Annotated in this window: 12 protein-coding genes and 1 pseudogene; 4 read left to right on the top strand and 9 right to left on the bottom strand. The window is 69.8% G+C overall.

The features are described from left to right. Positions 1–916 precede the first annotated feature (916 nt). Positions 917–2,505: pseudogene (locus ABZ719_RS36145) on the bottom strand (VWA domain-containing protein). 71 nt (positions 2,506–2,576) lie between these two features. Then, positions 2,577–3,869 carry an AAA family ATPase gene (locus ABZ719_RS36140; RefSeq protein ID WP_366729415.1) on the bottom strand — a complete coding sequence of 431 codons (1,293 nt, stop codon included), beginning with the start codon at positions 3,867–3,869 and terminating at the stop codon, positions 2,577–2,579. Between the two features lie 49 nt (positions 3,870–3,918). On the opposite strand from ABZ719_RS36140, the gene ABZ719_RS36135 reads away from it, so the two are divergent. Then, positions 3,919–4,128 (top strand): hypothetical protein, encoded by a 210-nt coding sequence (locus ABZ719_RS36135; protein ID WP_366729414.1) that lies wholly within the window; start codon positions 3,919–3,921, stop codon positions 4,126–4,128. Positions 4,129–4,657: 529 nt separating this feature from the next. Here ABZ719_RS36135 and ABZ719_RS36130 read toward each other — a convergent pair. After that, complete coding sequence (locus ABZ719_RS36130; protein WP_366729413.1) at positions 4,658–4,906, bottom strand: hypothetical protein; 249 nt, start codon at positions 4,904–4,906, stop codon at positions 4,658–4,660. Between the two features lie 459 nt (positions 4,907–5,365). Beyond that, positions 5,366–5,764, bottom strand: a complete 399-nt coding sequence (locus ABZ719_RS36125; RefSeq protein WP_366729412.1) for a hypothetical protein — start codon at positions 5,762–5,764, stop codon at positions 5,366–5,368. 48 nt (positions 5,765–5,812) lie between these two features. Here ABZ719_RS36125 and ABZ719_RS36120 point away from each other — a divergent pair, with 48 nt between their 5' ends. After that, complete coding sequence (locus ABZ719_RS36120) at positions 5,813–6,109, top strand: transposase (RefSeq protein WP_366729411.1); 297 nt, start codon at positions 5,813–5,815, stop codon at positions 6,107–6,109. Between the two features lie 7 nt (positions 6,110–6,116). Here ABZ719_RS36120 and ABZ719_RS36115 read toward each other — a convergent pair whose 3' ends face one another. The 3 genes from ABZ719_RS36115 to ABZ719_RS36105 are packed head-to-tail and all read right to left on the bottom strand — an operon-like array spanning position 6,117 to position 8,191. Next, positions 6,117–7,025: a hypothetical protein gene (locus tag ABZ719_RS36115; RefSeq protein WP_366729410.1), complete on the bottom strand. Its 909-nt coding sequence runs from the start codon at positions 7,023–7,025 to the stop codon at positions 6,117–6,119. Between the two features lies 1 nt (position 7,026). Then, a complete protein-coding gene (locus ABZ719_RS36110) occupies positions 7,027–7,785 on the bottom strand; it encodes an SDR family oxidoreductase (RefSeq protein ID WP_366729409.1) in 759 nt (252 codons plus the stop codon). After that, on the bottom strand, positions 7,775–8,191 hold the full coding sequence (locus tag ABZ719_RS36105; protein ID WP_366729408.1) for an ester cyclase: 417 nt from the start codon (positions 8,189–8,191) through the stop codon (positions 7,775–7,777). The genes ABZ719_RS36110 and ABZ719_RS36105 overlap by 11 nt, the downstream gene beginning before the upstream one ends. 71 nt (positions 8,192–8,262) lie before the next feature. Between ABZ719_RS36105 and ABZ719_RS36100 the strand changes: the two genes are divergently transcribed. Then, entirely contained in the window at positions 8,263–9,132 is an 870-nt protein-coding gene (locus ABZ719_RS36100) for a LysR substrate-binding domain-containing protein (protein WP_366729407.1), read from the top strand. A 99-nt stretch (positions 9,133–9,231) separates the two neighbouring features. On the opposite strand, the gene ABZ719_RS36095 is transcribed toward ABZ719_RS36100, so the two are convergent. Then, on the bottom strand, positions 9,232–9,546 hold the full coding sequence (locus ABZ719_RS36095; protein ID WP_366729406.1) for a hypothetical protein: 315 nt from the start codon (positions 9,544–9,546) through the stop codon (positions 9,232–9,234). A gap of 249 nt (positions 9,547–9,795) precedes the next feature. Beyond that, positions 9,796–10,755 (bottom strand): zinc-binding alcohol dehydrogenase family protein, encoded by a 960-nt coding sequence (locus ABZ719_RS36090; protein WP_366729405.1) that lies wholly within the window; start codon positions 10,753–10,755, stop codon positions 9,796–9,798. A 105-nt stretch (positions 10,756–10,860) separates the two neighbouring features. Here ABZ719_RS36090 and ABZ719_RS36085 point away from each other — a divergent pair, with 105 nt between their 5' ends. After that, the gene (locus ABZ719_RS36085; protein WP_366729404.1) at positions 10,861–11,520 is read left to right on the top strand and encodes a TetR/AcrR family transcriptional regulator; all 660 of its coding nucleotides are present in this window, start codon (positions 10,861–10,863) and stop codon (positions 11,518–11,520) included. The last annotated feature ends 913 nt before the right edge of the window (positions 11,521–12,433 follow it).

The raw sequence follows: 12,433 nt of genomic DNA, 5'->3' as shown, positions 1-12,433 counted from the left end.
GAGTACGTCCAGTACGCGGGTCATGCTCCGCCTTGCGATGCACCGCACCGGACGCCGCGAGCTTCCCGGCAAACCTTCCCGGCCACAGCACTAGATAGGGCAGGGGCATCACATGACCTTGGACATATCCCCTCACGCCGCGTCGTCAGCGCACGCAGACGGTAACGCGCCGCAGCGGCCGGTGCGAGGCCCAGGAGTTCGGCCGTCTCCTCAGCGAGCGATCATCGAGGAACAACAGCTCGATCACTCGGCGTTGCCCATATGGCAGGGTCTGCGTCTTGGCCACGAGCTCCTTATCACCCTCGCTGGAGGTGGCTGCGTCCTCGGCGACGGCACGTGCGTGATCAAGAGCCAGACCGGGCCGCGGCTGGTTCCGCTGGCGGCCCTGACGACCACAAACCGGCGTCCGCTGTCGGTGCGTGCTCCTACTGTGACGGTGTGACCTTCACCTACCACGCTCCCGTTCCTGTCCAGCAGGTACGGGAGCTTCCGATACGGGACGCCGCCCTGCTCCTGCTCAAGCACCTGGCGAGTGGGAACGGGCGTGCTCTTCGGCTGAACAGCAGGCACGCAACGAGGAGGATGCTGTGCGCCGCGCGGTCGCCCTGCACGCGCGGCGAACACTGCAGCCGGTGCCGACCGTTCTTTGTGTGCTGTCGCCTGCCAGTCACCGTGGCGTTCGTTCACCGCACGGTGCAGCCGCCGATCTGCCGGGGGAGCCCCGCGTAGGTCACCCGGCCCATCCGATGTCGCGGACTTCGACCGCTCCGGCGTGCGGCATGTACTGCACGACGGCATTGCGCGCGCCTTCGGCAGGTCGGCCGTGTCTCGGGTCGTCGGCGGCCGGGGCGCCCGGCACCCGTCCCCGGAGTACGCCGGAAGGCGTCGGGGGCGTACCCGGTTCGGCCGAGCGGTGTCAGACGAGCCGGAAGAGGTCGGCGGCGGCCTCCACGTCGGTGAGGTCCTCGACATTGCGGAGATTGTCGCACAGGGCTTCCAGGACCGAGCCGTGCTCGGTGGCTGCCGGACTACTGACGGCCACGCCAAAGAGTCTGAAGTCCAGCCGGCGTTTGACGGCCCGCCAGTCGCGTGTCCATTCCTCGGAGACCTCGCAGGCGTCGTCGGTGATCAGGACGACATCCCCGCACGCCCGGCCGACCGCGGCGAATTCTTCCGCCAGCACATCCGCCGCTGCGGACAGCGGCCGTTGGAAGTCGGTTCCGCCACCGAGGAAGGTCTCGGCGAAGTCGACGACCGCGGCTGTCGAAGCGGACCGGCCGGCCGGGAAGCGGAAGACGCGGAGCTCGTCGGCGGAGGAGAACAGGATGCCGACGAAGTCCCGCCCCGCCGCGCGGGCCTGGTCCATCAGCGCCAAGGCGCATGCCTTGGACCACGCCTCCCGGGTGATGCCGCCGGGGCCCTCCGCGTACATGGAGTGTGAGGTGTCCACGCACGCGACGACGGCGCCCTTACCGGTGCTCTGCTCGCCCTGACTGTCGTAGAGCATCAGTTCCCCGGCGGCGTACCGGGCGGCGAAGACCGCGCGGAGACCGGGCAGGCCGAGGTGGGCCAGTTCAAAGGGCAGTACGCGGGAGAGGTCGTCCCCGAGGGTGACGCCGATCAGCTCGCCGGTGGTGTTCTCCACCCTGCGGGCGCGTTCGCCACCGGCCATCTGCCGGAACCGGCCGATCAGCTCGGCCCACCGGGCGAGACGGCCGCCGCGCAGCCGCTCGGCGAGCCGGTCGCGTTCCTCGAACGGCATCCGCTCCAGCTCGCCGGGGCCGACGCCCCACGCCCGATGCAGCGTGGCCTGGTGCCGCACCGCTTCGGAGGCCCGCGCGGTGGCGTTGCGCGCCATGACCTTGATGTCGGCGGCGGCCGCGGCGACGGCCCGGGCGGCGGCCTGCGCGGCCTGCCGGGCGGTGCCCTCGGCCGCCTCGGCGGCTCCCAGCGCCCGCTGTGCGGCGGCGGCGACCGGGCCCGGCACTGCACCGTCCTCGCCCGCCGCGGCAGCGACCCTCCTGAGCGCCTCGCCCACGCGAGCGGCAGCGTTCTGCGCGTCCCGCAGAGCCGTGCCCGCACGCCGGCCGTCTCCCGGGCGTCCCAGGCCCGCACCAACATCCGGCGCAGAGCAGTCGCCTGGACGAGAACGGCCATGGCGGCGGCGTAGGGGTCGCCCGCCGTCTCCCAGCGGAGTTCGGCGAAGTCCGGCGACCTCACCAGCGCGGTGACGATCCCGTGATCGGCGAGCCGGGCGGGGTCCATCTCGGCGCTCTCGCGCAGCCGGGGTTCCGTCTCCTGGTAGGCGGCCAGGAAGACATCGGCGAGGAGATCGCCGATGTGGGCGTGCTGTGGGCGCAGTTCGTCGACCAGCTCGCGCAGCGCGGCCGACTGCGCGAGCGTGTCGCGCCAGGCGATCCGTTCGAAGGGGTCCGTCACCACCGTCGCGGTGTGCCGCTCGGGCCGCCCGACGCCTAGGCCCAGCCAAGCCCCGGAGTGGCGCATCAGCTCGTCCAGCCCGACAGGTGTCCCGCCGCCGGCACCGTCTGCGGCTTCCGCCCCCGTCTCCTCGACGCTCACGGCTGCGCCTCCACCGAGCTGACGTCCACGCCGAGGGCCTCGGCGAGCACCCGGCCACGGACAGCGCGATGACGACCGATGACGCGGTCGATGGCCGCGGTCGAGCGACCGGCGTTCGCCGCCTCCGCACGCAGCGTCTCCAGCCGCTTGCCCGCCACGGCGAGCTTGCCGTGAGCGTTCTTGATGACCCACTCGCTCAAAGCCTCCCGGGACTGCCCGGCCATGGCGTCGAGCTGGGCCTCCAGCTCGTCGATGGTGTCGGCCAGGTCGAGAGCCTCCTTGGCGTCGGGATTGACCAGGTGCAGCACCTCCCGTTCGACGGTCGGACGCTGGGCGGGCGAGTCCCACAGCACATGGGTCAGCATCGACAGGTCGGTCTCGGCGACCGCCGGACGGCCCTGCAGGTAGGCCGAGGCCTGGAGCAGCCGCACCGCCTGCCGCCAGCGGCGGTCGGAGGCGACGAGCTCCTTGCGGCGCAGGGCGGCACGCAGGCTGCACACGGCGTCCACGATCGTCTCCGGGACACCGATGCCCGGGACGGACTCGGTCACGGCCCGCTGCAGCGCGGCCAGTCCGACGGTGGTCCGGGCGGGGGCGGCCGGGCGGCCGACGGAGGAGCGGACCAGTGCGGCGAAGTTGGCCGGGTCCGCCAGATAACTGACCTCGATCCGCACCAGCAACCGGTCGTAGATCGCGGCCGAGTCGTCGCTCTCCGGCAGTTCGTTGCTGGCGGTGATCGCGCCGATCAGGGGGCAGTGGATCGGTTCGCCGCCGTTCTCCGGGTGGTAGATCCGTTCGTTGAGGAAGCCCAACGTCTCGTTCAGCGCGGCCGTGGAGCACTTGAAGATCTCGTCGATGAACGCTATGTGCGCGGTGGTGGCGCGGCCCTCGTAGACCTGGCGGTACTCGCCCCGGGCGAGTGCGGCCACGTCGATGGGCCCGAACATCCTCGTCGGAGCGGTGAACTTCGACAGCAGGATCTCCCAGTACGACGCCCCCTCGATCCGGCCGGTGAGCTCCCGGGCCATCTCGGACTTGGCCGTGCCGGGCGGGCCGAGCACCAGCGAGTGCTGCCCGGCAAGCAGCGTCACCACCAGCGCGCGTACCACGTCGTCCCGTTCGTAGAAACGGTCCGACAGCTCCGCGACGATCGTTCGGAGCCTCGCCGCCGTGCCGGGCGCGCCGGGCGGGACCTGCTGACCCTCGGGCTCCGTGCTCCACGACCGGTCGCCGGCCTCCACCGAGTGCTGGGCCATCGACTGCGGTGCTTTGCATGTCTGTTGGCTCACCCACCGGAGTCTAGGGGTGCAGCCCGCACAGACGGACAGGAGACCGGCCATGGACGTTCCACCCGCCCTCACCGCTGCCGGTGAGCAGCACATCGCAGACCGGCGGGCCGCGCTCCAGCGTGTGCTGCCCCTGCTCAGCTTCTACGCCGGCCGGGAGGCCGCGGACTCCAACCCGGAACAGACCGCCCCGCTGCTCGGCGCGGCGACGAGGTGGCGGACGTCCCGGTCCGCACCGCCCCCGAGCGACGGCAGGGCATGAGTTCCGACCGCCCCTCGCCGGCGGTCTGCCTACCGGTGGTGCCACGCGACGCCTCGTGACGAGCCCGCCGGGCGGGGCCCGGAGGGGGATCCTGGGGGTATGGCAAAAGGGGCGGTGCGGCGGTGTGCCCTGTGCGGTGCTGAGCTTCCGACAGGGAGCCGGTGCTCGCGGCTGTACTGCGGCGCCCGGTGCCGTACCCGGGCCTGGAGAGTGCGGAGGGGCCGCTGGGCTGCCGTTGACGCCGCCGACGAGGCGTAGAAGGCCCTGCTGGAAGGGCGCCCGCACCCCTGGCCCGGGTTCCGCTGCCCGGAGTGCGAAGCCACCTGGTACGCCAGCGAGACCCCGATGGGGATCCGCAAGCGGTCGGACAGCCGTTACTGCTCGCCCCGCTGCCGTACCCGGGCCTGGCGTCGCCGGCAGCGTCCACGTTCCGTAGGCGTCACCGTGTGACGCCTGCACGTGACGCTATCCGCCCTCCCTCACCTACAGCGCATGCCGAGGGCGGTCCACCGGGCGCGCTGCTCGTCGGTCAGCTTGTCGGCCCGGCGCCGCGTGTTGTCGACGACGGCACCCAGCTTGATCTCGTCCCGTCCGGCAGCACCTCCACGGCCTTCCGCGGCACCCGCAGATGTCCCTCACGCTCGAAGAACTGCCGCGCCGCCGCCAGGCTCACCGCCCGCGCGGCCTCCCGCCGCCCCACCGGCCGCGCCGTCGCGCCCTCCGCGGCGGGGGCGGGCTCCAGGCCCAGCGACTCCAGCAGGTACTGCTGCGCGGGCATCAGCCGCTCCCACCCGGCACTCTGCGCCGCTGCTCACGAGGTCTTCACCCCTGCACGACGCCTGGCCGCCGTCCGACTGGGGTGTTGTGGTCCAGTTGTACCCGTCACAGTTCCGTAGGGCGAATCGCACCATGTGGCTTGCGTAGCCGTGGCGTTGCCAGCGGCCGGTGACTCTGATCTGCGCGATCAGGCCGAGGCGGCATGGTGCGCAGGTGTGCCAGACGAGGTGGGCGAAGTCGTAGCCGTCCGGTGTGCGGGCCTGGATCTCCTGGACCCCGGCCGGAGAGGCGGGTGGCTGGTGCCACCAGGTCTCCGTGTCAGGGTCGACTCTCCACTCCGGGGTGCTGGAACGGGTTGCGGGAGCTGCAAAGTGCCGTCCGTGGAGGGCGCTGGCCCGGCGCGACCACAGCCATCTGCCAGGCCGAGGATTGTGTGGCGTGCCCACGGTCATGTCTGGCTCTAGAGCGGCGGAAGGTCCCGCAGGGCGGCGGGCAGGGAATCGATACCGCGCTGCATGTACCAGGCCAGGGACCAGCACAGGACAACGCTGCGGCGAAGTCGCCACTGGTCGCAGAGCTGGGAGAGGACCTCGTCGCAGAAGTCCTCCCGTAGCTGCGCGAGCACCTCGTCCTCCGGGTAGGCGGCGTATCCAATGCCGCAGGTGTCCGGGTCCCCGAGGTGGAGCGCGTCGGCAAGGATCGCCGCGGCCGCCGCGCTGGTGCCGCCGCCGTTGTGGTCACAGCCGAAGCCGCCGGTTTCCGGCTCGTCGAGTTCACGGAGCACCGTCACGTCCTGCCGTTCGCTGGGGCCGAACTCGGGCTTCTCAACGAGGATCCGGACCGGCTGCCACTTTTCCACGTCGCTGCTGTCGCTGGGCGCGCGGTGGTCCGGGGGACGCTGTACGTGGTGCTGGATAACTTCTCCCTGCACTGGCACGCCCATGTCCGCACCTGGATGGCTGGTAACGACATCGAACTGGTCTTCTTACCGACCTACGGCTCGTGGCTGAACTGGATCGAGTCGGAGTTTGCGGCCCTGCGCTACTTCGCGTTGAACGGCACCGACCACCGCACCCACGACGAGCAGAACGCCGCCATCGCCGCCTTCATACGCGGCCGGAACGGCCGCGCCGAGCCGAAGGTCGGCTTCGCGCCCGAGTCACCGATCCGGCAGTGGACCGAACACCCGGCCAAGTCCGCGTGACAAACCATTAGCCTATGTGGCCGGCAAGCCACTCCAGAATGCGGTCCGGGTCTTTCTGGAAGTGCAGGTATCCGTCCCAGCGGCGCGTGGTGCCGTGGATCCAGAAAAGTTCCTTCGGCACGTCCGAGGGGATGGCGTCGAACATGGACTGGACATCGGCCGGCCGCGTCATGAGGTCGTCGTGGACCTGGTAGACGAGCGTCGGTACCCGGACGCTGCCGGCCGCGCCGGTCTCGACCGGGGACATCTCGTCGAGGCCGAAGCCGGTGCGGAGTCTGATGAGCCGGTCCAGCTCCTCCATCCGCTCGGCCGGGATGCAGCGCCGCTCGAGCGTTCGCTCCAGAACCGCGCGCGGCGACAGCGGCTGGCACGCGACCAGGCAGCAGACGTCCGTGAACTCCTGCGGAGCCCGCTGCATCCCGAACAGCGTGGCATCGGCGCCCAGGCAGCGGCTGAACAGCGCGATCCGCGACCCGCGCAGGTCAGGACGCGACCGTGCATACCGCAGGGACCCGACGACGTCGCGCGACTCGAATCTGCCGCTGGTGGTCACGCCACCGTTGGCGGCACCGCTGAGGCCGAAATTGCGCAGGTCGTAGGTGAGGACGTGGTAGCCGACGGCATGCAGAAGCGCGATGTCCGGCACCAAGTCGACCTCGATGTCATTACCGGTCTCGCCGTGAACCGACCGCCAGGGCTCCAGATGGGACGGCAGCCCCGAACGGCTGAAGAACCGCGGATGGTTGACGATCACGATCCGGTCGGAGCCGGGCGCCGGCACGAACCAGCCTTCGAGTGGAATCCCGTCCTCGGAGGGGAACGTGACGTCCTCGAAGTCCAGCCCGTGCTCGGCGGGGGAGTGCAGCACGGGCGAGCGTGGCGAGGTGCTGAAACGGTCGGCGATGGCTTCGAGCATGTCAGGCTCCCGTACGTGTCATGCCGCCGTCGACATGCAGGATCTGGCCGGTGATGAAGTCGGCGTCGTCGGAGACCAGGAAGCCCAGGGCGTTACCGAGGTCCGCCGCGACCGACTGGCGCTTGATGGTCTGCAGGGCCGTCACACGGGCGAACACCTCGTCGGTTGTCGGGCCGCCCGACCGGGCCCGGCTCAGGAAGCCCTGGGTCGCCACCAGGCCGGGTGCTATCGCGTTGACCGTGATGCCGCTGTCGCCGAGTTCGTTGGCGAGCGCACGGGTCAGCACGTGCACAGTGCCCTTGCTGGTCATGTACGCGAGGTCGCGATTCTGGGTCAGGGTGATGCCCGAGCCGGTATTGCCGATGCGCCCCCACCCTGCGTCCCGCATCCCCGGCGCGAAAGCCCGAGCGAAGAGCAGGATCGACTCGACGTTGACCGCCTGCACCCTGCGCCACAGCTCGATCGACATGTGCTCAAGGTCGGTGAAGGGAAAGATGCCGGCATTGTTGACGAGGATGTCGCAGCGCCGGTACCGGTCGAGGACCGTGCCGGTCACGGCGTCGACCTGCGACGGCTCACTGATATCGCACATCAGTCCCAGCTTGTCGCCGCCGCCCTCCAGCTCGCTCACCGCCTCCACCGGGTCGTCGATGTCGACGGCGACCACGTGCGCGCCGTCCGCGGCGAGCCGCCGGCAGTATGCGTATCCGATGCCCCGGGCCGCCCCCGTCACCACCGCCGTCTTTCCCTCAAGCGCCACGGGTGAACTCCAGTCCGATCTGGGTGGCGATCGAAAAGTAGTCCTCCAGGTGCCAGGTCCGCACGATGCGGCCGTCGACCACCTGGTGGAAGTCGGCCGCCCGGAACGCGACCTCGCGGCCGGTGCTCTCGACGCCGAGCAGCTCGCCGGTGTGCTTCCCGCGGCTGACCGCCCGCACTGCGACCATGTCCCGGTTCACGACGACGTGCTCCAACTCGACGGTCAGGTCACCGAACACACCACGGAGGTGAGCAATGCTCGCCTTCCATCCCTCTGGGCCGCCCCCGGCGCGCAGGGCCGGGACGGCCTCCCAGCCGACGGCGAGGGCCTCATCGACCAGCGCGCCGTCACCGGTGGAGAGTGCCTCGTAGAAACGCCGGACCGCGATTTCATTGTCGTTTGCCATGGATCTCACGGTAGGGACGCAGACTCTCGGTCATCAAAGACCTGTTCCGGAACACGTCATACCATTCAGGCATGACAGATCTCGACATTCGGCTGGTGCGCTACTTCACCACCGTCGCGTCACATCTGCACTACGGCCGAGCCGCGGCCGAGCTGCACATCGCGCAGCCGTCGCTGAGCCGGCAGATCAGCCAGCTCGAGGCCCAGGTGGGTGCGCGGCTTTTCGACCGGACGCGACAAGGCACGCGGCTCACCGAAGCGGGAGAGGTGTTCCTCCCCCACGCACGCGCCTTGGTGCGCTCGGCCCAGCAGGCCACGGCCGCCGCCCGGGCCGCCGCGCGGCCTACCCGGATCACCGTCGGTTACACCGCGGGCCTGATCGTCACCCCGGTGGTACGGAGTCTGCGGCACAAACACCCCGACGCCGATGTACGCACGCTGCACCTGAAGTGGAACGAGCCGCGCCAGGCCCTGCTCGACCGGCGGGTCGACGCGGCGATCACCCGGCTGCCGCTGCAGACCGACGGCCTGGACGTGACGGTCCTCTACGACGAGCCGAAGATGCTGCTCGTACCAGTCGGGCACCGGCTGGCGGGCAAGGAGTCGGTCACGCTCGACGACATCGAGGGCGAGCCGATCCCCCGCTTCCCGGATCCGGAATGGGACGCGTACTGGCGCATCGACCCGCGGCCGGGAGGCCGCCCCGCACCCGGCGGACCGTCGGTCGAGACCATCGAGGACAAGCTCGAACACGTCGCCGCCGGGCAGGCCGTGGCCATCATCCCGGCCGCCCTGCACACCGGCAGCACCCGACCCGACCTCACCACCATCCCGCTACACGGCGTCGAACCGAGCCACACCGTCGTGGCAACCCGGGCCGCGGACAGCAGCCGACTGGTGGCCGCGTTCCGCATGTCGGCCGTGACTGCCTTGAGCGGTTGATCACCTCAGAGGCTTGTTGACCCGCTGCAGCTTGCCGCCTTCCCCCATGCTCACCGGCCGGACGAACACCCGCTCGACGCCCCACGACCACCTCCAAGATCAAGCCCTGAAGCCAGCCTGCTGACCGACGGCAGGCCCGTCGATTGTCCGGTCAACGACGTGAGACGAGCCACTAGCAACGACGGCTGCAGCCTTCCTCCCCCCTCCAACCTCACCGACCTTGACTCCAAGGATCTCTACGCCATCCTGGAACTGGGTGGGGACGATGAGTTCTCCCTCGCCTGGGCGCCGTGGACCGAGATCGTCAAGGCACTCTTTCTTCTCAGTACGCGAAAGGAGCGCTCCGCGCTCCTCGCACAGCGCCGCGATGACGTTCCCGACGACATCGACACCAGCCTTGAGGCAGTGGACCATCCCGAGCTCAAGGACATGGTCACCATCCTCAGCCGGGCTACACGCACCGTTCGGGCCGGGTCGGCGATGGCGCCCAGGCACTGGCCGGCAACGTGCTGGCGACCGCGATGAAGTGGCACGGCAACGGCCTGGATCAGACGCTCCGTCGAACCACCGTGCCTCAACCAGGAGCCCCAGCAGGAGAGTCTGACGCTGAGCAGGCTTCTGATGCACCAGCCTCTCGCCGTACCCGAGCCGGTGGCGGGTGTGTTACAGGAGGATGACGGTGCGTTCGCCGGGTGCGTCCTGGTGGGCCCAGGCCGCCTCGACCTGGTCGAGCGGGAAGGGGTGTGGGCGCACGGCCATGCCGCCCGCGGCGATCGCGGCGACGAGCTCGGTGAACTCCCGCTGCAAGACGTCCATGGGGACCGCTCCGATGCCGCTGCCCAAGACGCGGAATGCGTTGGAGCGCATGGCATGTCCGGACAGCGTGATGGTGTCTCCGCCCATGCCGCCGATCTGCACCCAGTCCAGCAGGCGGGTGTGCTGGGTACGCGCCTCGAGGACGGCGCGCATGGCGAGTTCGGTGGGAGGTCCCCATACATAGTCGAGGACCACGTCGACCTCTGCGGCAGCCTCGGCGAGCGCGGCCCCGGTGGCGTCCTGGTCCGGGGTGAGCTGGACGATGTCGTCCGCGCCTTCGGCGGTGAGCTCGTCGAGGCGGGCGCGGTTGCGCCCAGCGGCGATCACGCGCTCGGCTCCAAGATGCTTGGCGACCTTGACGGCCATCGATCCGGCGTTGCCGGTCGCGCCGTGCACCAGGACCGACTGCCCGGCCTGAAAAGGCACCCGGGTGCGCAGCGCGGCCCACGAAGACAGGGCCGGGTTCATGGTGGCGACCAGGAGCGCGGGGTCGGTTCCGTCCGGGACGGGGATGGCGGTGGCCGGGTCGATCGCGATGCGCTCGGCCAGGGAGCCCGCGCCCATCGGCATGACGAAGGCAAGGCTGCCGTCGGCCCGGCGGACTACGGCGTCGGCGCCGGCCAGGGCAGGCAGCGTCTTGGGGCTGGTGTAGTGCTTGCCCGCAGCGATTCCCTTGGTGGCACGGTGCACGCCAACGGCGAGGACGTCCACCATTTCCTGGCCGGGGGCCGCCTCGGGGGCAGGGATGGAGCGGAAGTGCGGCGGCTCGTCGAATGACTCCACCAGCGCGGCATTGATCACGGGCATGCGCGTTCCCCCTGCTTGACACACGGAGCCGTTAAGATACGTACACGTTTCTTGTCGCCTCGACCCTACGACTGAAGGTTAAGATACGCAAGCGGATCCAATCGCATGGCCAAATCCCATGAAAGTCGACATACAGGGGTACCAGTGACTGAGCGGCAGGGAGAAGGCGCCCCCACCCGGCGCAGGGGCGCCGCCCTGGAGAACGCGATCACCGATGCCGCCTGGGACGTACTCGTCGAGCGCGGCTACAACGGCTTCACCTACGAGGCCATCGCGGCGCGCGCCGGAACCAGCAAACCGGTGCTCTACCGGCGCTGGCCGCAGCGGGAGGACCTCCTGGTCGCCACGCTCGCCCGGCACTGGCATCCACTCGACATCCCGGACACCGGCAGCCTGCGCCAGGACGCCGTCGCCCTCCTTCGTACGGTCAACGCCGAGCGGGCCCGCACCGTGATACTCATGCGCATCCAGCTGGCGGACTACTTCCGCGAGACCGGCACCACCTTCCAAGACCTGCGCAGCCGCCTCCACCCAACGGACCAGCAGCCCCCCTTCGCGACGCTCTTCGACCGCGCCGTCAAACGCGGCGAGCTTACGGACGTACCGCGATCCGATCGCGTGGTGAACCTGCCCTTCGACCTGGTGCGCCACGACATGCTGATGACCATGGGCGCAGTGCCGGACGAGACGATCGTCGAAATCGTGGACACTGTGTGGCTACCCCTACTCGGCCTATCACCCCACGCCACGCACGCAGGGCACTGAGCCTACAAATGCGACTCGTCGTCTGGTTCGACAACGGAATGGGCCAGGCACAAGATCTACAAGATCTACAGGAATCCGGCTGCTCACCGACCCCGGCCTCAGCCCCTACCGCTTGTCGTCAATCTCCGCTGCCGTCCTCACTCTGGAGCGTCAAGCTGCCTGCTCAGGAGGCCAGGTAGTAGTAGTCTCGGAGTCGATCAGGCCCTCGCCATGAACTGGCAACCTGCGACTTCTCGCCCGGCTGATGCAATTCCCGAGGGTCGGCGTAGGACTCCGACATGGCGGTGGCCACGTGTCCGTACTGCACCGCGAGCGCGATCCGCCGGGCTGGCGGCAGATGAACCAGGCGATGGTGCGGCGGAAGCGGCGCAGGGGGACGGCGCCGTAGGGTTCGGATGAGATCAGCTCGTGGGTCCGGTCGTGGGCGGTGGCCAGCTGGTTCGCCCAGGTGGTGAAGGCGCGGATCCGTTCCACGGCGGTGCCGGAGGAGAGGCCGGTGCGGGGCATGCAGGTGCCCTTCGCCTACCGGAGAGGGTGCGGGTGAACAGCTGCTCGCCGTCTTCGAGTTCCTCGACGACGGCGATGGCGCGGGCGACGGGCTCCAGTACGATCCACGGCTCCCCTCGTTCTTCGCCTCGCCGATCGCGTTGCCGTCCTCGTCCAGCACCCCGTTGAAGTGCCGGCCGCGGACGTCGAATCGCACCGTGCCGTCGTACCGAGGGCAGGTGTTGCTCAGTGCCCAGAGCTTCCTGTCCGGCCAGGGTTCGATCGTGCACGGTTTCACCGTCGCGCTGCGAGCCGCCCGCGACCGGGTGGTCCCGTTACTGACTTCGGCTTGTCAGGGTGACGCCGGTTCGTCGAGAGCCAGGCCGGTGCCCACTATGAAACCGTCGAGGGTGCCTGGCCGGTACTG

Origin of the sequence: Streptomyces sp. NPDC006743 (assembly GCF_040703815.1) — a bacterium.
Taxonomy (GTDB): domain Bacteria; phylum Actinomycetota; class Actinomycetes; order Streptomycetales; family Streptomycetaceae; genus Streptomyces.
This window is presented reverse-complemented; position numbering and strand designations above follow the sequence as displayed.